Annotated in this window: 19 protein-coding genes; 1 reads left to right on the forward strand and 18 read right to left on the reverse strand. The window is 69.4% G+C overall.

The features are described from left to right. Nucleotides 1-77 precede the first annotated feature (77 nt). The 6 genes from ffh to ftsY all read right to left on the reverse strand — a co-directional run bounded on the left by ffh (nt 78) and on the right by ftsY (nt 8,412). Complete coding sequence (gene ffh / locus ACLML9_RS18715) at nt 78-1,637, reverse strand: signal recognition particle protein (RefSeq protein WP_411946739.1); 1,560 nt, start codon at nt 1,635-1,637, stop codon at nt 78-80. A gap of 266 nt (nt 1,638-1,903) precedes the next feature. Continuing rightward, nucleotides 1,904-2,245 carry a hypothetical protein gene (locus ACLML9_RS18720; RefSeq protein WP_084487148.1) on the reverse strand — a complete coding sequence of 114 codons (342 nt, stop codon included), beginning with the start codon at nt 2,243-2,245 and terminating at the stop codon, nt 1,904-1,906. A gap of 126 nt (nt 2,246-2,371) precedes the next feature. After that, nucleotides 2,372-4,765 (reverse strand): [protein-PII] uridylyltransferase, encoded by a 2,394-nt coding sequence (locus ACLML9_RS18725; protein ID WP_411946750.1) that lies wholly within the window; start codon nt 4,763-4,765, stop codon nt 2,372-2,374. A 178-nt stretch (nt 4,766-4,943) separates the two neighbouring features. Further along, the gene (locus ACLML9_RS18730; protein WP_327152205.1) at nt 4,944-5,282 is read right to left on the reverse strand and encodes a P-II family nitrogen regulator; all 339 of its coding nucleotides are present in this window, start codon (nt 5,280-5,282) and stop codon (nt 4,944-4,946) included. A gap of 5 nt (nt 5,283-5,287) precedes the next feature. Further along, the gene (locus ACLML9_RS18735; RefSeq protein WP_411946751.1) at nt 5,288-6,577 is read right to left on the reverse strand and encodes an ammonium transporter; all 1,290 of its coding nucleotides are present in this window, start codon (nt 6,575-6,577) and stop codon (nt 5,288-5,290) included. 236 nt (nt 6,578-6,813) lie between these two features. Beyond that, complete coding sequence (ftsY, locus tag ACLML9_RS18740; protein WP_411946740.1) at nt 6,814-8,412, reverse strand: signal recognition particle-docking protein FtsY; 1,599 nt, start codon at nt 8,410-8,412, stop codon at nt 6,814-6,816. Nucleotides 8,413-8,579: 167 nt separating this feature from the next. Here ftsY and ACLML9_RS18745 point away from each other — a divergent pair, with 167 nt between their 5' ends. Beyond that, nucleotides 8,580-8,969 carry a DUF2237 family protein gene (locus ACLML9_RS18745; RefSeq protein ID WP_030521801.1) on the forward strand — a complete coding sequence of 130 codons (390 nt, stop codon included), beginning with the start codon at nt 8,580-8,582 and terminating at the stop codon, nt 8,967-8,969. 40 nt (nt 8,970-9,009) lie between these two features. On the opposite strand, the gene smc is transcribed toward ACLML9_RS18745, so the two are convergent. From smc to ACLML9_RS18805, 12 genes are all read right to left on the reverse strand, one after another. Then, nucleotides 9,010-12,633 carry a chromosome segregation protein SMC gene (gene smc / locus ACLML9_RS18750; RefSeq protein WP_411946741.1) on the reverse strand — a complete coding sequence of 1,208 codons (3,624 nt, stop codon included), beginning with the start codon at nt 12,631-12,633 and terminating at the stop codon, nt 9,010-9,012. Between the two features lie 180 nt (nt 12,634-12,813). Continuing rightward, a complete protein-coding gene (locus tag ACLML9_RS18755; RefSeq protein WP_411946742.1) occupies nt 12,814-13,233 on the reverse strand; it encodes a DUF1707 domain-containing protein in 420 nt (139 codons plus the stop codon). A 93-nt stretch (nt 13,234-13,326) separates the two neighbouring features. After that, nucleotides 13,327-13,623: an acylphosphatase gene (locus ACLML9_RS18760; RefSeq protein WP_411946743.1), complete on the reverse strand. Its 297-nt coding sequence runs from the start codon at nt 13,621-13,623 to the stop codon at nt 13,327-13,329. Between the two features lie 2 nt (nt 13,624-13,625). Beyond that, entirely contained in the window at nt 13,626-14,111 is a 486-nt protein-coding gene (locus tag ACLML9_RS18765; protein WP_356958738.1) for an OsmC family protein, read from the reverse strand. Nucleotides 14,112-14,474: 363 nt separating this feature from the next. Beyond that, complete coding sequence (locus ACLML9_RS18770; RefSeq protein ID WP_411946744.1) at nt 14,475-14,648, reverse strand: hypothetical protein; 174 nt, start codon at nt 14,646-14,648, stop codon at nt 14,475-14,477. After that, nucleotides 14,641-16,161, reverse strand: coding sequence for a PstS family phosphate ABC transporter substrate-binding protein (locus ACLML9_RS18775; protein WP_411946745.1), 1,521 nt, complete (start codon nt 16,159-16,161; stop codon nt 14,641-14,643). Before ACLML9_RS18775 ends, ACLML9_RS18770 begins: the two co-directional genes overlap by 8 nt. 168 nt (nt 16,162-16,329) lie before the next feature. Then, the gene (locus tag ACLML9_RS18780) at nt 16,330-17,394 is read right to left on the reverse strand and encodes a PHP domain-containing protein (RefSeq protein ID WP_411946746.1); all 1,065 of its coding nucleotides are present in this window, start codon (nt 17,392-17,394) and stop codon (nt 16,330-16,332) included. 3 nt (nt 17,395-17,397) lie between these two features. Next, nucleotides 17,398-17,979, reverse strand: coding sequence for a dihydrofolate reductase family protein (locus ACLML9_RS18785; protein ID WP_265806270.1), 582 nt, complete (start codon nt 17,977-17,979; stop codon nt 17,398-17,400). An 83-nt stretch (nt 17,980-18,062) separates the two neighbouring features. Then, entirely contained in the window at nt 18,063-18,950 is an 888-nt protein-coding gene (mutM, locus tag ACLML9_RS18790; RefSeq protein ID WP_411946747.1) for a bifunctional DNA-formamidopyrimidine glycosylase/DNA-(apurinic or apyrimidinic site) lyase, read from the reverse strand. Beyond that, the gene (gene rnc, locus ACLML9_RS18795; protein WP_411946748.1) at nt 18,951-19,673 is read right to left on the reverse strand and encodes a ribonuclease III; all 723 of its coding nucleotides are present in this window, start codon (nt 19,671-19,673) and stop codon (nt 18,951-18,953) included. A 14-nt stretch (nt 19,674-19,687) separates the two neighbouring features. Beyond that, nucleotides 19,688-19,870: a 50S ribosomal protein L32 gene (gene rpmF / locus ACLML9_RS18800; protein WP_039825884.1), complete on the reverse strand. Its 183-nt coding sequence runs from the start codon at nt 19,868-19,870 to the stop codon at nt 19,688-19,690. A gap of 2 nt (nt 19,871-19,872) precedes the next feature. Next, complete coding sequence (locus tag ACLML9_RS18805) at nt 19,873-20,532, reverse strand: YceD family protein (protein WP_411946749.1); 660 nt, start codon at nt 20,530-20,532, stop codon at nt 19,873-19,875. Between the last annotated feature and the right edge of the window lie 404 nt (nt 20,533-20,936).

A 20,936-nucleotide genomic window follows, 5' to 3' on the forward strand; every position in this document is an offset into this window, starting at 1 on the left:
CGAGTCTCGAGGCCTGAACGGCGAGACCAAGGGGGCCTCAACCCCGCGGCGCCGAAGGCGCCGCAAATAAACACACCTCACTTGTCCGGGAACTTGAACTTGGAGATATCGAAGTTTTCCAGTCCCGGGGGCAGCTGGTCGAGGCCGGGCGGCATATTGGACAGGTCCGGCATACCGCCGCCGGGCAGGCCCGGCATACCGGGGAAACCGCCGCGCATCTTCGGCTGGGTGGGTCCGCGCCCGCCCTTCTTCCCTTTCTTGCCCTTCTGCTTCTTGTTACGCCGGTTGGCGCCGGGCATTCCCATCTGCCGGCCCATCATCGTCATCATCTTGCGGGCCTCGAAGAACCGGTCGACCAGCTGGTTGACATCGGAGACCTGGACTCCCGACCCGTTGGCGATGCGCAGCCGGCGGGAGGCGTTGATGATCTTCGGGTTCTCCCGCTCGGCGGGGGTCATACCGCGGATGATCGCCTGGACCCGGTCGAGCTGTTTATCGTCGACCTGGGCCAGTACATCCTTCATCTGACCGGCGCCCGGCAGCATCCCGAGCAGATTGCCGATGGGCCCCATCTTGCGGATGGCGAGCATCTGGTCGAGGAAATCTTCGAGGGTGAGCTCGCCGCTGCCGATTTTGCGCGCCGCCTCTTCGGCCTGCTGCGCGTCGTAGACCTGTTCGGCCTGTTCGATGAGGGTGAGCACATCGCCCATACCGAGGATGCGGCTGGCCATCCGGTCGGGATGGAAGACGTCGAAATCCTCGAGTTTCTCGCCGGTGGAGGCGAACATGATCGGCGCGCCGGTGACATTGCGCACGCTCAGCGCCGCGCCACCGCGGGCGTCGCCGTCGAGTTTGGTGAGGACCACACCGGTGAAGCCGACACCGTCACGGAAGGCCTCGGCGGTGGAGACCGCGTCCTGGCCGATCATGGCGTCGAGGACGAACAGGGTCTCGTCGGGTTTCACCGCGTCGCGGATACCGGCGGCCTGCGCCATGAGTTCGGCGTCGATCCCGAGCCGGCCGGCGGTGTCGACGATCACGACGTCGTATTGTTTGGCACGCGCCTCGGCGATACCGGATTCGGCCACCGCGACCGGATCGGCCGCGGTGATCCCGAGGGCGTTCTCGCCGCCACCGATCGAGGTGCCGGGGTGCGGTGCGAACACCGGTACACCGGCGCGTTCGCCGACCACCTGCAACTGGGTCACCGCGCCCGGGCGCTGCAGGTCGCAGGCCACCAGCAGCGGCTGATGTCCCTGGTCGCGCAGCCATTTGGCGAGCTTGCCGGCGAGCGTGGTCTTACCGGCACCCTGCAGGCCGGCCAGCATGATCACCGTCGGCGGGGTCTTGGCCAGCGTCAGGCGCCGGGTCTCGCCACCGAGGATCCCGACGAGTTCCTCGTTGACGATCTTGACGACCTGCTGGGCCGGGTTCAGCGCGGCCGAGACCTCCGCGCCCTTGGCCCGCTCCTTGATCCGGGTGACGAAACCGCGGACCACGGGCAGCGCGACGTCGGCCTCCAGCAGCGCCAGACGGATCTCCCGGCAGGTGGCGTCGATATCGGCCGGCGACAGACGTCCCTTACCGCGAAGATCCTTCAGGGCACCGGTCAACCGGTCGGATAGGGATTCGAACACCTGGCGCGCTCCTGATCTCGAGTGACGTCACTGAGTCCCAGGGTAATGGGCGTCCCAGAGTAGCGGGCGGCCCGGCGGGGCCGGGGCCCGCACCGGACTGCTCGCACACATCACCGCCAGTTGGTCACCGGGCAGCCGTACCGGAGACCGGCCGTGGCGCCGGTCCGCACACACCTCGGCCCGGAGGACAGGTCTCCGCGGTAGGGTCCGCCCGGGTTATGGAGCGAAGGCGCGCAGCGATCGAGCGGCGGAGTGAAGAACCGGGGTCACGAAGGCCCCGACCCCGCGGCGCCGGAGGTGTCGCCGATGTACTCGGTGGAGAACCCGCGACGGTAGTCGTGCTGTTCCACAGCAACCAGATAAGCTGCCTCGCGCCCGGTGAGCCCGAGTTCGCGGGACAGGCTGTCCAGCCGCGACCAGTCGTCGTCGGGCGGTAGCCCGTTGGTCGCTACAGCGGCGGCCACATTCATCGCGGCCATCGCCTGGGGTTCGGTGAGTGTGCGCCCCGGCAACCAGGACACCACCCAGTAGGCGTCACCTACACATCGGGCGATGTGCGGTGTCATATCGCTGGTCATGATCGACGAGGTCACCACTTGGATTGCCACCGACCTGCTCCCCTCATGAGCGCGACAGCTGACCACCCGAATGTTAGGGGCCCGATCACCCGCCATCGCCGACTCGCTGGCAAACGGTGAGCAATCGACGCGCAACGGTGACATTCATCTCGAACGCTAGTTCTGCTCGGGCTCCGGGGGTGTGCGCGGAGCCGGTCGCGGAACCACCGCCAGGATCGCCGATTCGAGCTCCGCGCGCCGGTCGGGGCCGCATCGGTGCCCCAGATCCACGCAGAACACGTCCACCACGAACGAACCCATCGTCACGACCTTCGCCCAGCGCACATCGGCGCCCGCGCCCGCCAGCACCGCGGCCAACCGGCAGAGCAACCCGATTCGGTCCTCGGCCCGCAACTGCAGGATCAACTGCCCGGGTATCGCGGTCTCCGCCCACAGCAGCCGGGGCTCGGCCTGGGCCCGGCGCGCGGCGCCGAGGTTCTCTCGTTCCCGCGCGTCCAGCGCCGCCCGTACATCCAGCTCCCCGGCCGCGGCCCGTTTGATCTCCTGCCGCAGCAGGCCCGCGTCCGGCGGCCCGCCGAAAGTCGGTGTCACCACGAAGGTGTTGATCGCCGAATCCCCTGCCCCGCCGACCGACGCCGAGAGCACCCGTAGCGAATGCAGGGCCAGTACGCCCGCGGTATTCGAGAGCAGTCCGGGGGTGTCCGGGGCGATCACCGTGGCGATATGGGTGTATTTCCCCTCGCCCGGCGTCAATTCGACGTGCACACCGCCGGCAGCGGCGCGGACCAGCAATTCCTCGGGGATGGGTTCGGGTTCGGGCAGGGTCTCCCCCGCCATCACGGTGCGGCAGCGCCGGACCAGTTCGCCGATCAGGGTGGCCTTCCACTCGCCCCATACGCCCGGGCCGGTGGCCAGCGAATCGGCCTCGGCCAGCGCGTGCAGGAGTTCGAGCCGCCGCGGATCGTTGTCCAGCGCGTCGACCACGTACCGCACGGTGTCCGGGTCGTCGATATCCCGATGCGTGGCGACATCGGGCAGCAGCAGATGGTGGCGGACCATGGCGCTGAGGATCTCCACATCCGAGGGCCACAGGCCCAGCCGGCGACCGATATGGGTCGCCAGGTCGGCACCCACCGCGCAGTGGTCCTCCACGCGGCCCTTACCGATATCGTGCAGGAGCGCACCGAGTGCCAGCAGATCGGGCCGGGCCACCCGGGTACTCAGCGCGCTCGCGTAGGCCACCGTTTCCACCGAGTGCCGGTCCACCGTCCACACGTGCAGCGCGTCACGCGGCGGCAGATCCCGGACCGCACCCCATTCCGGCAGCAGCCTCCCCCAGAGACCGGTCCGGTCCAATGCCTCCACCGCGTCGATCACGCCCCGGCCCGCGCCCAGCAGCACCAGCAGATCGTTCAACGCGTCCTTGGGCCACGGCTCGCGCAGTTCCGGAGCGTCTTCGGAGAGGCGGTTCAGGGTGGTCGCCGACATCGGCAGCCCGGTCTGCGCGGACGCGGCGGCCACCCGTAGCACCAGCCCCGGGTCACGCTGGGGCCGGGCATCCCTGGCCAGCACCACTTCTCCGGCGTGTTCGACCACGCCCTCGTCCAGGGGCCGCCGCACCGGCAACCGGCGCAACCGGGCCAGGCCGCGGCGGGGCAGCGCGTTACCCGCGGTGCGCAGGCCCACATCGACCGAATATCCGACGGTGCGCGCCGCATCGCTGAGCGTGCGGGCCAGATCGAATCGGTCTCCGATACGCAGTGCGGCCCCGATTTCGTCGGCGTCCTGGGCGCGCAACTGGTCGCGGGCCCGGCCCGCGACCCGGTGCAGTTCGGTGCGCACATCCAGGAGCCGCCGATGGGCCTGGGCCAGACCGCCACCGGGCGCGTCCGGGCCCAATCCGGGCATGGCATCGGTGAGCTGGGCGATCGCGAGCGCGTCCAGCAGCTGGATATCGCGCAATCCGCCGCGCCCGTTCTTCAGATCCGGCTCGCTGCGGTGGGCGACCTGACCACTGCGTTCCCAGCGCGCGCGGACCCCGGCGACCAGTTCGTCGAACCGACCCCGTATTCCGCTGCGCCAGTCCTTGCGGATCCCCGCGACGACCCGGTCGCTGAGATCGCAGTTGCCCACGATGTGGCGGGCGTCGAGCATGCCGAGCGCGGCCACCAGATCGTCGGAGGCCACCTTCAGGGCATGCGGGACCGTGCGCACACTGTGATCGAGTTTGATATGCGCGTCCCACAGCGGATACCAGAGCCGGTCGGCGATCTCGGCGACCCGTTTCGGGTCCATATCCTCGTGTAACAGCACCAGATCCAGATCGGAGTACGGCAGCATCTCCCGGCGGCCGAGCCCGCCCACGGCCATGATCGCCAGCCCGCTGTCCGGCGTTATCCCCACTTCGGCGCCCTTGCTGGTGAGCCACAGCTCGTACAGATCGACCAGGGCCGCGCGCAGCGATTCGGCGTCCAGCCGCGGATGTCGCGGCGCGCCGCCGCCCAGCAGTTGATCCCGGGCCCGTACCAGGTCCGCGGCACCGTGCGACAGTGCGGCCGCTTTTCCGGGCCGCCCACCATCGGTCCGCCCGGGCTCCCGACCCTGCCGGTTGTCGCCCAACAAAACCACCACCCGTTCACGCAGGCGACCCCGCCCCGACCGGTAATCGGTGGGAGCGGGGCCGCGTTGTCGTCGTGCACCCGCCGGCGCGCTCGATGCGCGCAGCGGTCTATAGCGCGTCGGTGCCGCGTTCCCCGGTCCGGACCCGGACGATCGTTTCGACCGGGGTGACCCAGACCTTGCCGTCGCCGATCTTGCCGGTGCGCGAGGCCTCGACGATCAGATCCACGACCCGGTCCGCTGTCGCGTCGTCGACCACGACCTCGACCCGTACCTTCGGCACGAAATCCACCGAGTACTCGGCACCGCGGTAGACCTCGGTGTGCCCCTTCTGCCGTCCGTATCCCTGGACCTCGCTCACGGTCATACCGAATACGCCCGCCTGCTCCAGGCCGGTTTTGACGTCTTCGAGCGTGAACGGTTTGACGATTGCGGTGATCAGTTTCATGGGGTTCATGCCTCCTTGACGGCCGAACGTGCGGTTCCACCCAGTGCAGCGAAATCGTATGCCGTCTCCGCGTGTTCGGAATCGTCCATACCGTTGGACTCCGCTTCGGCGTCGGCGCGCAGGCCGATGGTGAACTTGATCGCGTACGCGATCACCAGAGCGATCACGAAGGAGTACACCAGAACCGCGACCGCGCCGAGGGCCTGCCGCCCCAGCAGCTCGAGATCACCACCGTAGAACAGGCCTTCCGCACCGGCGGGCGCCTCGGGCGCGGCGAACACGCCGATCAGCACCGTGCCGAGGATACCGCCGACCATGTGGATACCCACGACGTCGAGCGAATCGTCGTAGCCGAACTTGAACTTCAGGCTCACCGCCAAGGCGCAGACCACACCCGCGATGACGCCGATGGCCAGCGCGCCGAGGACGTTCACCGAGGAGCAGGAGGGTGTGATGGCCACCAGGCCGGCGACGATTCCGGAGGCGGCGCCCAGCGAGGTCGGCTTGCCGTCGCGGATCTTCTCCACCACCAGCCAGCCGATCAGCGCGGCGGCGGTGGCGACCAGTGTGGTGACGAAGGTGGCCCCGGCGACACCGTCGGCGGCCGCCGCGGAACCGGCGTTGAAGCCGAACCAGCCGAACCACAACAGCGCGGCACCGAGCATGACGAAGGGAAGGTTGTGCGGACGGAAGGGAGTTTTCGGCCAGCCCGCGCGCTTACCGACGACGATGGCCAGCGCGAGCGCCGCGGCGCCGGAGTTGATGTGTACGGCGGTACCACCGGCGAAGTCGATGGCCTCGACCTTCTCCATGATCCAGCCGCCACCCCAGACCCAGTGCGCGACCGGGAAGTACACCACGGTGGCCCAGATGGCGGCGAAGACCAGCCACGCGCTGAACTTCAGGCGGTCGGCCACCGCACCGGAGATGAGCGCCACGGTGATGATCGCGAACATCGCCTGGAACGCGACGAAAACCGTCGCGGGAATGGTCCCGATCAGCGGGACACCCGCCGATTCGTCGCCGAACCCGGCGATCAGGGTCTTCAGGCCGAAGAACTGCCCGGGGTCCCCGAGTAGTCCGCCTTTGTCGGTGCCGAATGCGACCGAGAAGCCGTACAGCACCCAGAGCACGGTGACCACGCCCATCGCGCTGATGCTCATCATGATCATGTTGAGCACGTTCTTGCCGCGGACCATACCGCCGTAGAAGAACGCCAGCCCGGGTGTCATCAACAAGACGAGCGCAGCGCTCGTCAGTATCCATGCGGTGTCGCCGGCGTTGGGCGCGCCGATCACGGTTTCCACCAGTTTCCTCCCTCATCCTCTGGCCCCGCCGCTCACGCGACATCGGGCCCGCTTATGAAGGGTCCTCATTCGGTGTTTCATCCGTGACGCCCAGGTGTTTCACCTAGGTGAATGGATCACGCCCCCATGTTTCGGGTGTGTTGCGCACGCTGTGCGGAGGTTTCCGGACCGCTGTGCGATACGCCGGAAGCAGCCCGATCCGCCGATCTGCGCGGGCAGGACCGCTAGCCGAGGAGCGCGTCGACGAAGGCGGAGGGTTCGAACGGCGCCAGATCATCGGCGCCCTCGCCCAGACCCACCAGTTTGACCGGTACGCCCAGTTCGTGCTGGATCTGGAAGACGATTCCGCCCTTGGCGGTGCCGTCCAGCTTGGTCAGTACGACACCGCTGATATCCACCACTTCCGCGAAGATACGGGCCTGCGCGAGACCGTTCTGGCCCACCGTGGCGTCGAGTACCAGCAGCACCTCGTCCACCGAGGCCTTCTTCTCCACGACGCGTTTGACCTTGCCCAGTTCGTCCATGAGTCCGGTCTTGGTGTGTAATCGGCCCGCGGTATCGACCAGGACCACGTCCACACCGGCGTCGATACCGGTGGAGACGGCGTCGAAGGCGACGGCGGCCGGGTCGGCGCCCTCGCGGCCGCGCACGGTATCCGCGCCGACCCGTTCACCCCAGGTCTGCAACTGATCGGCCGCCGCGGCGCGGAAGGTATCCGCGGCCCCGAGCAGTACCCGGCGTCCGTCGGCGACCAGCACCCGGGCGAGTTTGCCGGTGGTGGTCGTCTTCCCGGTGCCGTTCACCCCGACCACGAGCAGGATCGACGGGTGATCGGCGTGCGGGAGCGCGCGCACCGAACGGTCCAGTTCCGGATGCAGCGATTCGATCAGTACCTCGCGCAGGACCGACCGCGCGTCGTCGGCGGTGCGAACACTGCGGGCGGCCATCTCCTCGCGCAGCCGTTCCACGATGACGGTGGTGACCGCGGTGCCGATATCGGCCATCACCAGCGTGTCCTCGACCTCTTCCCAGGAGTCCTCGTCCAGGTCGCCACCGCCGAGCAACCCCAGCAGGCTCTTGCCGACCGCGTTCTGCGACCGGGACAACCGCCCCCGCAGCCGGGTCAACCGGCCCGAGGTCGGCGCGATCTCCTCGACCTCCGGAACCAGATGGGCTCCGGCGGCGGTATCGGGGGCCACCACCGCCGGCTCCACGCCCGCTTCGGCGGGTGCGCTCGCCTGCTCGGCGGCCGCTTCGGCCGCGGCAGTATCCGGGGGCGCGGGGACATGGCCGGTGCCGGGTTCCGTTACCGGCCCGGTGGCTGCGGTGTCCGTAGGCCCGGCAGTCCCGGTATCCCCCGGTGCGGAGGTCGTCTCGGTCGTCTCGGGCGGGACGGTGCCGGTGCCGTCGGCGGTCGTCGCGCCGGATTCGGTGCCGGTCGCGGTGTCGACGGTATCGGCCTCGGGTAGCGGTACATCGGTGATGCCGCGGCGCGGCGCGTCCCGCGGGACGGCGGCGTCGTCGCCGATATGCGGCTGACCCTCCACATCGGTCCGCTCAGTGGGACTCGGGGCCGCCCTTTCCACAGGGCTGGGCCCCGGCGGTACGGGGGCGGCGGTGGCGCCCCGGCCGCCTTGGCTGAAGGAGAATCCACCCGCCGCCTGATACCCGCCCGACCGGTCGGTCAGCTCTTGCTTCTCCGCCGGCGCCGTCAGCGAGACCCGGCCACGCTTGTACCGGACGAAACCGGCCACGAGCGCGACCAGCAGTACGGCGGCGATCACTGCGATCAGAATCCAGGCTTGCGCACTCACGCCGACCATCCTTCCAGAGCGGTACCGAGCGGTAGGTTACCCGGGCCGGCCCGCGCGGCGGCGGCCCGCACCCGCTGCCGCGCACCCGGTACATCCCCAGCTCAGCCCCGCGAACACCACCGGTGAGATTTCTTGTCCTGCGGAACTTCTCGCGACAGGCCAATAGGATCGGCGATGTGACCGATCGAAACGTGCTTGGGGGTCCGCTACAAGAGTGCGGCACCGATCCTCTGACCGGGTTCTACCGGGACGGCTGCTGCAGCACCGGCCCGGAGGACCTGGGCAGCCATACCGTGTGCACGGTCGTCACAGCAGAGTTCCTCGAGCATCAGGCGTCCATCGGAAACGATCTGAGTACGCCTCGTCCGGAGAACAATTTCCCCGGGCTCCAGCCGGGGGACAGATGGTGTGTCGTGGCGGTGCGCTGGTTACACGCGCACGAGGACGGTGTCGCCGCACCGGTGGTGCTGGCGGCGACCCATGAGAATGCCCTGGAAGTGATTGCTATGGAAATCCTGCGCAAATACGCGGTAGACGTACCCGACGACGTCAGCGACCTGCTCTGAACGCCGGCGCGGACCCACGGCCGGTGGTCGGGCGCGGCGGCTACTCCGCCGCGCTCCCGGCCGCCGCGAGATCGTGCCCGCGCAGTCGCTGCGAGATGACCTGGGTGATGCCGTCGCCGCGCATGCTCACGCCGTAGAGCGCGTCGGCGATCTCCATGGTCGGCTTCTGGTGGGTGATGACGATCAGCTGGCTCTTCTCCCGCAACTGCTCGAACAGTCCGATGAGCCGGCGCAGGTTGGTGTCGTCGAGTGCCGCCTCCACCTCGTCCATCACATAGAACGGCGAGGGGCGGGCACGGAAGATCGCGACCAGCAGCGCCACGGCGGTCAGTGATTTCTCCCCGCCGGACAGCAGCGACAACCGCTTGACCTTCTTCCCGGGCGGGCGCGCCTCCACTTCGATACCGGTGGTGAGCATATCGGTGGGATCGGTGAGCAGCAGCCGGCCGTCGCCGCCGGGGAACAGCGCGGCGAAGACCTGGACGAACTCCCGTTCCACATCGGCGTAGGCGTCGGTGAAGACCTGCAGGATCCGCGCGTCGACCTCGCCCACCACGTCCAGCAGATCCTGGCGGGCCTTCTTGACGTCCTCGAGCTGGGTGGCCAGGAAGTTGTAGCGCTCCTCGAGCGCCGCGAACTCCTCGAGGGCCAGCGGGTTGACCTTGCCGAGGGTGGCCAGATCCTTTTCGGCGCGTTTGGCGCGCCGCTCCTGCGAGGCGCGGTCGAACGGCATCGGCGCCGGCGCGCTGACCTGCTCACCGCGTTCCTTGGCCTGCTCGTATTCCCGCATCTCCAGCTCGCTGGGTGGCAGGGCGACCGCGGGACCGTATTCGGCGATCAGATCGTCGAGCGCGATACCGAACTGGTCGGCGATGGTGGTTTCCAGCTGTTCGATCCGCAACGCCGCCTGCGCTTTGGCCACCTCGTCCCGGTGGACCGCGTCGGTGAGCTGTTCGAGCTGGGCGTTCAGAGCCCGCACCCGCTCTTTGATCCGGTCCACCTCGGTGGCGCATTCGGTACGCCGCCGGACCAGTTCGTCGCGGCGTGCGGCGGCGGCGGCCACCACTTTCTCGAGTTCGGCCGCCAGATCCGCACCGGATTCGGCGACCGCGGCGGCGACGCCGGCGGCCTGTCGCCGGGCGGCCTGCGCCCGTTCGGCCCGGGCCCGCGCCTCGCGTTCGGCACGGGCGGTGCGCCGCAGCGAATCCGCCTTACCGCGGACCGATTCGGCACGCTCTTCGGCCGTGCGCACCGCCAGCCGCGCTTCCACCTCCATGGCCCGGGCTTCGGCGAGCGCGGCAGCGGCCTCCTCCCGGGCCAGTGCGGCGGCCTCGGTTCCGGCGGCGCCGGCGGCATCGGTGTCGGTATCGGCCTGTTCGCGCTCGGCGTGCCGCAGCCGGTCCTCGAGCTCGGCCAGCTCACCGACGGCTTTCTCGTGTGCGGTCTCGGCATCGGCGCGCTGGCCGGTCAGCCGCTCGGATTCGGCGTCGGCGGCGCGGACGGCCGCACCGAGCCGGCCGAGCCGCTCGTAGACGGCATTGAGGGCCTGATCGGATTCGTGCAGGGCCAGCAGGGCGTGGTCGACCGCTTCTTTGCGGTCGGCCTGTTCCTCCAGCGCCCCGGCCAGGCTCGCTTCCAATTCTTCGGCGTGCCGGCGGGCGGCGACCAGATCGGCCTCGGCGGCATCGATACTCGCCTGGATCTCCAACCGGCTGGGTGAGCGGTCCGAACCGCCGACCAGCCATCCGGTCCCGGCCAGATCGCCCTCGCGGGTGACCACCCGCAGTTCCGGGCGCGCACTCAGCAGCGCGGACGCCGCGTCCAGATCGTCGACCACCGCGACCCGGCGGGTCAGCGCCACCACGGCCGCGCGTACCGGCCCCGGGCAGTCCACCACATCCAGCAACCAGCGTACCGCCCCGGGCAGTGCCGGTTCGTCGAGATCGGCCGCCGCCGGCCCCTCGTAGACCAGTGCGGCCCGTCCACCGTCGGCTTTCCCCAGCGCCCGCAGTGCGCTGAGGGCCGTCTCCCCGGTATCGGCCACCACCGCTTCGGCCACCGGCCCCAGTACCGCCGCGACCGCGGACTCGTACCCGGTGTGTACCCGCAACTGCCCCGAGAGCGGGCCCAGCAGTCCGGCCGGATGGTTCTCGGTGAGCCAGGCCGCGCCGTCGCGACTGGCCAGGTTCATGCCGAGCACTTCGATCCGCGCGGACAGCGAGGCCACCAGCCGACCGGCCTCCCGATCCTCGGCGCGCAGTTCGGTGACCCGGCGGTCGGCCAGTCCGAGCGCCTCCACGGCGTGCTCGTGCTGGGCGTCGAGTCCGGCCTCGCCGGCGTCCAGCTCGGCCAGTTCGTCCTGTACGGCATCGAATTCCGACTGTGCCGCGGTACCTCGCGCCCGGGCCTCGGTGAGGGCGGTGGACAACCGCACGATCTCGGCGTCGATCGATTGCGCGCGGGTGCGCAGGTTCTCGACCTGCCCGGACAACCGGACCAGCCCCTCACGCCGGTCGGCGATGGCCCGTACCGCGGCCAGATGCGCCTGTTCGGCGGCCTTGGCGGCGTGCTCGCGATCGCCCAGACTCTCCCGCGCGGCCTCCAGCGTTTCGGTGGCCATTTCGACGGCCTCGCGCAGTTCGGCTTCCTCGGCCTCCACCCGGTCGGCCTCGGCCTCGAGCTGATCGGGGTCGCGGCCGGTATTCGCGGGGGCGGCCGTATCGAGGTGCCGGGCGCGATCGCCGGCGATCCGGATGGTGGCGTTGACCCGTTCGGAGAGCGCGGAGAGCTGGAACCACAACTGTCCGGCGGCCTCGGCGCCGGGAGTGAGCCGGGAGAGCTGGTATTCCTGCTGGGCGAGCGCGGCATTCGCGGCATCGAGTTCGCTGCGCACGGTGATCTGCTGTTCCCGCGCGTAGGCCTCTTTGCTCTGCTGACTCTCCAGTTCGTGGCGCCGGGTGACCAGATCGTCGGCGGCCAGCCGCAGCCGGGCGTCGCGCAGATCCGCCTGCACCGTCTGCGCCCGGCGCGCGACCTCCGCCTGCCGGCCCAGCGGTTTGAGCTGGCGGCGGAGTTCGGTGGTGAGGTCGGTGAGCCGGGCCAGGTTGGCCTGCATCGCATCCAGTTTGCGAACGGCCTTTTCCTTGCGTTTGCGGTGTTTGAGCACACCGGCGGCTTCCTCGATGAAGGCGCGCCGGTCCTCGGGGCGCGATTCGAGAATCGCGGAGAGCTGGCCCTGCCCGACGATGACGTGCATTTCCCGGCCGATACCGGAATCGCTGAGCAGTTCCTGCACATCCATGAGCCGGCAGGAGTTGCCGTTGATCTCGTATTCGCCGGCGCCGTCGCGGAACATGCGGCGGGTGATGGAGACCTCGGCGTAGTCGATGGGCAGGGCGCCGTCGGAATTGTCGATGGTCAGCGTGACCTCGGCGCGGCCCAGCGGGGCCCGCCCGGAGGTACCGGCGAAGATGACGTCCTGCATCTTCCCGCCACGCAACGCCTTGGCACCCTGTTCGCCCATCACCCAGGTGAGCGCGTCGACGACATTGGATTTACCGGATCCGTTCGGCCCCACCACACAGGTGATCCCGGGCTCGAAGCGCAGGGTCGTCGCGGACGCGAAGGATTTGAAACCCTTCAACGTCAAGCTCTTCAGGTGCAACGCCGACGACCCTTTCCGCCTCCGTGACTCTCCGCCTCGCCCAGGCCGATCAGCCATGGTATAGGCCCGCGGCGCCGTGACCCCAACCGGCGCACCGGCCGTGGCCGGTCGATTGCCGGGTACCCCGGCGACCGCGGCCGGGCGTGCCCGCCGACCGGATGTCACGAAGGCTACCGGGCGTTATATCTTCCGGCGATAGCGGTGGCCGCTCTCGATACCGGTTGCCGCCCGTACTGCCAGCACCGCGCCCCACGGGCCGATGACCCATATGGGCCAGAAATAGGTGAACTCACCGACACCGAGCGAGATCGCACCCCAGATCACCAGAACCAGCACACTGACCGTGAGCCACGCGGTGGCCTCGATCCGCTGCCAGATCGGGAACCGCGAGCGCGGTGTCGCCGGACGCGCCGGTGCCGGGGTGGGTAGGTCCGCGAGGACGCCGGTGAGTTCCTCGCGGGTGGTGGTGCGGTACACCTGCGCGACCCGCTGATCGTATTCGGCCAGGTCGATGCGGCCGTCGCCGAGATGGCGGCTCAGCTCGCGCACGATCCGATCGCGTTCGGCGTCCGAGGCCCGGGTACCCGTCGTGATCTCCATAACCGCTCCCCTTACAGGTCGGACCACATTCCACAATGGATTAAACCAGAGTGTACCTTCCACTGTGTTATGTCAAGGGGGAGCCGCCGCGGGCTACCGTTCGGCGAAACCGTCCAGCCCACCCCGCGCCGGCTCCCACGACTCGACCACCAGATCCACCCGGCCGGGCGTTTCCCCCGACCGCAGCAACGCCAGCAACCGGTCGGCCGCGGCACGCGGCCCCTCCGCCACCACGTGCACCCGGCCGTCGGCGGCATTCGTGGCATGCCCGGCGAGGCCGAGCTCCAGCGCCCGCGCCCGCGTCCACCACCGGAAGCCCACACCCTGCACGTATCCGTGCACCCACGCACTCAGCCGCACCGGGTCGGATCCGTCCGTCGCTGCGGCCACGATCAGTCGACCGTGTCGATATCGAACGACAATGTCACCTTGCTGCCGGCCTTCAAGGTGCGGCCGACCGTGCAGACTTTGTCGATGGCCCGCTGCACCGTCACCAGCAACCGGTCCCGGGCCGCCGCGTCGAGCTCGCTGAGGTCGAGCTCGAAGACCTCGTCGAGCTGCGGATACACCTCGTTCTCCCGGTCGGCGGCACCGGACACCCGGATTGTCGCGTCGTAGTCGTCACCGAGCCGCCGCGACAGCGGGAAATCCGAGCTCATGCCCGAGCAGGCCGCCAGCGCGATCTTCAGCAGCTCGCCGGGGGTGAACACGCCGGGTACGCCCTCGGAACCGATGAGCACCTCGGCGCCGCGCGAACTGTGACCGGTGTAGCGGCGGGTACCCGTCCGTTCCACCCACAGGGTGGTCGGCCCGGCCTGCGCCGCGGGCACCGTCTCGCCCGCCGCCGAGACGGATGCCGCAGAGGTGTTGTCAACCATGCTCGCGATCCTGCCACCCGCCGTCGCCACACCGCGCACCCGACCTCGGCCGCTCAGCGCCGGTGTGGCCGACGACGACTGCGCACCGGTACCCGGACCCGATGCTCATCGCGCGCTTGGAGAAACACCGCCACGGCCCGCAGCAGGAGCAGACCGAAGACGAATCCCGCGATCAATGCGCATGCCACCAGGGACATGGCCGTCCTCTCCGTCCGGTTCCCGGCACCGGAGACCCCTCCGGCGCCGTACCGCGCCCGTGGTGCCGGGAAGTTCCGGTCGTTCGGGTGGGTACGTCGGAAACTACCCCGCCGACCCGGCCGGACCCCCGATACTTACGCGTTGTTCACGCCGACATGCGCGGGTTCACGCCCCCGGGCACCGCAGGCCGACCGGCACCGAGATCCCGCCGGCGACCTTCTGCTCGCCCTCTTCTTCGCGCACCCGCCCCGGGCCACCGCCGGCCCCGAGGTCGCCGGGCCCGCTGCGCGCGGTCGCACCGGTCGGCACCCTGCGCCGCCGCGGGGCATCGTCAGGCACGCGGGTGGCATAGCGCGGGGTCGGCGACGTCGGCACACGGCAGATTGCCGGAGGAGCGGATCACATCCTGACCGGCCTCACCGACGAGAAACCGCAGGAACCCGGCACCCAACGAACCCGGCGCGAAATCACCGTGGCCGAACGCGTACTCCACTCCCCACAGCGGATAGCCACCGGCGGCGACCTCGTCCCGGGTGGCGCGACGGCCGTCGATCGTCACCCCCACCACCCCCGCGGCATCGGCGGCATCGGCGGATTCGCTGTAACCGATCGCACCGGTCGTGGCGGCGACCTCGGCGAGCATATCGTCGGTGTAGAGCGTCTGGCAGCGTCCGGGGGCAGCGCCTCGCCGCAGTTCGCGGCAGGTCACTCCGGGTTCGGGCGGTTGCGCGGAATCGAGCAGGCGGGATTCGAAGGTCCAGCGCGAGCCCGAGCCGGCATAGCGGTTGACCACGCGTACCGGTTGATCTGCGCCGCCCACCTCCCGCCAGTTCGCCACCCGCCCCTGGAACAGGTCGCGGATCTGCCCGGCCGTCAGATCCCGCACTCCCGCACTCGGATGCACGACCACCGAGAACAGCGATACCGCCAGCGGCCGCTGCACCAGAGCCGGATAGTCCGCGCCCTTGGGTGCGTCACCGATCGCGAGCAGCCCGCCGTGACCACCGGCCTCTTCTTCGAGCCGCGCCATACCGCGTTCGCCGCCCTCGAAGCCGAAGGTGAAACCGGACCCGGGACATGTTCGCTCGTAGAGCCGGGCCGCCTCCCGGATCACCGGCTCGAAGGCGGTGGAACCGACCACGGTCAGCTCACCGGTCGCGCAGCCCAGCGGCGCGGGCTCGGGTTCGGCGATATCGAGGACGGCCATCGCCGCGATGACCAGGACGAGGAACCCGGTGAGCGCCACCATCAGCAGCGAAACCCCGGTGCGGCCTTTTGTCCTGGTGATACCCCCACCGGTCACCACACCCTGCATGACCGGGTCGGGGTAGGGGCCGTGCCCCGAAGTGCGCTCCAGAGTGGCCAGGATCTTGTAGTGATCGTTGCGGTTCAGCGGGACCTTGGGCAGGTCGATCACGCCGATACCCTGCTCGAGTTGCCGGTGCCCGAAACCCGAATCGGGTTCGAAACAGACTGCCAGGCCCGGATTGCTCAATTCGGTGACCGCCATCCCGATCACTTTGCGGTCCGGGAACTGCAGGTGCAGACCGGCCTGACTGTTCTGCGCGGTCACATAATCCGCGGCATCGATGGTGGTGGCGCCGTTGTTCTCGATCCGCACCAGCACCACCGACAGGTTCTGCAGGTTGCGCTCGGTGCCGTCGGAGGTCTGCCGGAGTTGCCGCAGTGCTCCCGCATGCCCGGATTCGGCCTCGCCGGTGACCGGGGTGTCCATTTGCACCCGCCACCCGAGGCGTTTCCGGCCGACGACCACGAACTCCCACAGGAACGCGGCCACCGGTATCGCGATACCGGCCAGCGGCAGAACGAGATTGAGCAACAGTTCGCTCACCAGCGGCTACCCTCCCCCGAATCGACACAGTTCCCACCATCTTTGGGCACCGGAAACCGAAACCGGCCGAGCACGTGAACTGTTCGGCCGGCGTTCACCACGCGGTCACCGCCGACGGACCGAGGTGATCACCTCATGCGGCCGCGATACGTCCACCCCACGTGCCGGTCACCGCCCGGGAGTACGGGTCCACTCCAGCAGTTCGTCCACCGGGTGGGTGTTCACGATCCGCTCCGGCGGGACCTCGGCGGCCACCGCGCGGGCGCATCCGTAACCCTGCCAGTCCAGCTGGCCCGGTGCGTGCGCGTCGGTGTCGATGGAGAACTCGCAACCCATCTCCACGGCGAGCCGGATCAGCCGCGACGGCGGGTCCCGCCGCTCGGGACGGCTGTTGATCTCGACCGCCGTACCGTAGCGGCGGCAGGCCTCGAATACGATCGCAGCGTCGAAATCCGATTCCGGCCGGGTGCCGCGCCCGCCCTCGACCAACCGGCCGGTGCAGTGGCCGAGCACATCGACATTCGGATTCGCCACCGCGTACACCATCCGCCGGGTCATGGTGTCGCGGTCGTCGCGCAACCGCGAATGCACACTGGCGACGACGATATCGAGTTCGGCGAGCAGATCGGCGTCCTGATCGAGCGAGCCGTCGTCGAGGATATCGACCTCGATGCCGGTCAGTACCCGCAGCGGCGCCAGTTCCGCGTTGAGGGCGGCCACCACGTCCAGCTGCCGCCGCAGCCGGTCGGCCGAGAGTCCGCCTGCCACGGTGAGCCGCGGCGAATGGTCGGTGAGGGCGCAGTACTCGTGCCCGATCGCGGCCGCACAGCCCATCATCTCGGCGATCGGGCTACCGCCGTCCGACCAGTCCGAATGGGTGTGCAGATCACCGCGCAGCAGCTCCCGCAGCGGCGCGCCTTCCGCACCGATCGGTTTCGCGGCGGCGCGCAGTTCGGCCAGATAGTGGGGTACGGTCCCGTCGTACGCCTCCTCGATCACCGCGGCGGTTTTGGGGCCGATCCCCGCCAGTTCCTGCCAGCTGCGATTCCGGCGGTGCCGATCGGCGGCGGCAGCGTCGAGGCCGGCGAGAATATCGGCGGCCCGGCGGTAGGCCTTCACCCGATGCGTCTGTGCCCGGTCGCGTTCGAGCCAGAACCCGATCTCGCGCAGGGCCGCGACCGGCCCCGGAGCGCCCGGTCCGGCCGGCTCCGGCCCCTGCGGCTCGTCCGCCACCGCCTAACCCACCCGGCCGTACTTCACGAAGGCGACACCGTCCTCGAAGACCTGACTGGTAATCACCCGGAAACACGCCGGATCCGGCAGTTGCGGGCCGGTGCCGAACAGGGGCCGCCCGCGGCCCAGCACGATCGGATACAGCTTCAGGAAGACCTGATCTATCTCCGGCAGCAGCGCCCGGGCCAGTTCACCGCCACCGCACAACCAGATCCCCAGACCCTGCTCCCGTTTGAGTCCGGCGACCGCCGCGACCGGATCGGCGCCGATCAGCGCCACCGCCGGGTCCGGCGGAGCGGTGAGCGTCGTGGACACCACGTACTGCCGTAGATGCGCGTACGGGTTCGCGGTGCCGGTTCGGACCCCGAAATCGTGCGTCCTGCGGCCCATGATCACGGTGTCGAAGTTCTCGTTGCGCTTGGTGATACCCAGCGATTCGCGCACCCGCGACGGCAGCGTTTCCGGATACTGCGCGGTGATGGCGGGGCCGTGATCGCCACCGACCGGGAAGAAGTCCACCGAGCCGTCCTCGGTGGCGATGAACCCATCGATGGTGGCGGCGACGTAATAGGTGAGCTTGCGCATGGCCTTGCCTCCCAGCCGGACCGGGTCGGTGATCTTGCCGAGGCCCACCGTAGCCCGCCGCCGGGCCCGGCGCGAGAGGGTCGTCAGGAAGAAATTCGGCGCCCGCGTGGTGGCGGCTGACAGCGCGGACAGGAAAAGGACGAGCGGTTCATGAACTTCTCCCGCACGATCACCGCCCCGCAGCGCGGGCACGGCCGGTCGCCGCGCCCGTACACCGCCAGGGCGCGCTCGAAGTAGCCGGATTCGCCGTTCACATTCACATACAGGGCGTCGAAGGAGGTACCGCCGGCGGCGAGCGCGTCGGTCATCACCGCGCGGGCCTCGGCGAGCAGGGTGCGCAGTGCCGGACGGGTGAGCGCCGAGGCGATCCGGCCGCCGTGCACCTTCGCCCGCCACAAGGCCTCGTCGGCGTAGATGTTGCCGATCCCGGAGATCACGGCCTGATCCAGCAGCACCCGCTTGATCTCGGTGTTCTTGGTCCGCAGCACACCGACCACCCGCTCGGCGTCGAACCGGGGGTCCAGCGGGTCGCGGGCGATATGCGCGAGCAGGTCGGGCAGCAGATCACCGTCCACCTCCACCAGCGGCGCCAGCACCCAGCCACCGAAGGTGCGCTGGTCGACGAAGCGCAACTCGCGCCCGTCGTCGAGGGTCGCCCGGATATGGGCGTGCTTCTCCACCGGGGCGCCGGCGGGCTGTACCAGCATCTGCCCGCTCATACCGAGATGCACGACCAGCGCGGTATCAGCGGACCCACCGCCGGGTTCGGCGAAGGTGAGCCACAGATACTTCCCGCGCCGCTGCGCCGCGGCCACCGTGAGCCCGGTGAGCCGGGCCGCCATATCGGCGGCGCCCGGCTCGTGCCGGCGCACCGACCGCGGATGGGTGACGGTGACCGATTCGACGGTCCGCCCGCACAGATGTTCGGTGAGGCCGCGGCGTACGACCTCCACCTCGGGCAGTTCGGGCATTCAGGATTCGCCGGTCAACGCGCGGTAGGCCGCGCCCGCCGCCTTCTGCTCGGCTTCTTTCTTCGACCGGCCGACTCCCTGACCGTAGGCATCCCCGGCGATCACGGTGGTCGCGGTGAATTCCTTGTCGTGGTCGGGGCCGGTGGACGTGATCTCGTAGCTGGGTACACCGAGACCGCGCTCGGCGGTCAGCTCCTGCAGGCTGGTCTTGAAGTCCAGCCCCGCGCCCATCCGCGGGCCGCGTTCGAGCAGGTCGGCGAAGAGCCGCAGCACGACCTCACGGGCCACGTCGATGCCGTGCTCGAGGTGGACGGCGCCGAGCAGCGATTCCATACCGTCGGCGAGGATGCTGGGCTTGTCCCGGCCGCCGGTGAGTTCCTCACCTTTGCCGAGCAGCAGATGCGCGCCCAGACCACCCTCACCCAGGTTGCGTGCCACCTCGGCGAGCGCATGCATATTCACCACACTTGCGCGCAGCTTGGCCAGCTCACCCTCGGATTTCTCCGGATGCTCGTGGTAGAGCCGTTCGGTGATGCTCAGACCGAGCACGGAGTCCCCGAGGAACTCGAGCCGCTCATTGGTCGGCAGGCCGCCGTTCTCGTACGCGTACGAGCGATGGGTCAGCGCCAGTCGCAACAATTCCGGAGCCAACTCGACGCCCAGGGCGGCGAGCAGGCCCGAATGATCACCCGGTTCACCGGGTTCGTCTCTACCCGCGGTCAACGGTCGACCGGGGGTCAGACGGCGGAAACGACCTGGCGGCCCTTGTAAGTACCGCAGGAGGGGCACGCGATATGCGGCGGGGTCTTCTGACCACACGCCCGGTTCGGGCAGGTGATCAGGGTGGGAGCGGCGGCCTTCCACTGGCTGCGCCGCGACCGGGTGTTGGAACGGGACATCCGGCGCTTGGGAACGGCCACGACTAATTCTCCTCTGTACTGTTACGTGCTGTCTCGGTGGAATGATCTCCGGTGGCCGCACCCTCGTCGGGGCTGCCGCTGCCGGGCGATCCGGAGGCGAAATTCGCCAGCCCGGCCCAGCGGGGATCAAGTATCTCATGCCCGTGATCGGATCCCGCAATCGCCATCCGAACACCGCACTCCGGGCACAGGCCCGCGCAGTCCGGTGAGCACAGCGGCTGTAGCGGCAACTCCAGGCCCAGCTGGTCCACCACCAGGGGTTCCAGGTCGATGAGATCGTCGCGCAGCCGGTAGACCTCGTCCTCGGAGGAGGTCTGGTCGGTGGCACTCTCCGGGTAGGCGAACAACTCGGTCAGCGACAACCGCACCGAATCGGTGAACGGTTCGAGGCACCGCGAGCACTCACCGGTCACCGGCGCCTCGAGGGTCCCGGTGACGAGCACCCCCTCGGACACGGATTGCAACCGCAGATCCAGCTCGACCTCCGCGTCGACGGGTACCCCGACGAGGTCGAGTCCGAGTCGTTCGGTGGTGGTGACCGTCCGCCGCAGTTCGCGCATCGAGCCCGGGGCGCGACCGAGGCTGCGGACATCCAGCACGAAACCCGCGCCGTGTGCACGAGGTGCACCGGAACGCGAGCGCGCGGTGGCATCGGCAGGCATCGCAAACACTCCACTGGTGGGTCGGGGCTGTTGGTTTGCGCCGGAATCGGCGAGCAACCACACCACAATACGGCGAACCGGCCACCTGGGCAAAACCCGGTGGGACGAGCCCGCCAGCGCTGCCAGGGGTCGCTCGGTATCGATGCGACGGCCTGCAGCGACCGATCGCGCACGGTCGCCGTCCGGGGCGCGGGGACGGCGGGCGGAGAAGCGCACCGGTCCCTCACCCCTCCGATAGATGGATGCGGGCAGGTAGGCCTGCTCGCGAACGCCACTGCGCTGTGGCACGCTGACGCGAGGATCAAGGGCGGACCAGTGTGCGAAGGCGAGCAGGTGGACCTGCTCGTGGAGGTGCTGTGTTTTTGGCGCCGCCTGCGGCGGCGCGGGGTTGAGGCCCCCTGGTG

The sequence above is a fragment of the Nocardia sp. NPDC002869 genome, assembly GCF_046764065.1.
Lineage (GTDB): Bacteria > Actinomycetota > Actinomycetes > Mycobacteriales > Mycobacteriaceae > Nocardia > Nocardia rhamnosiphila.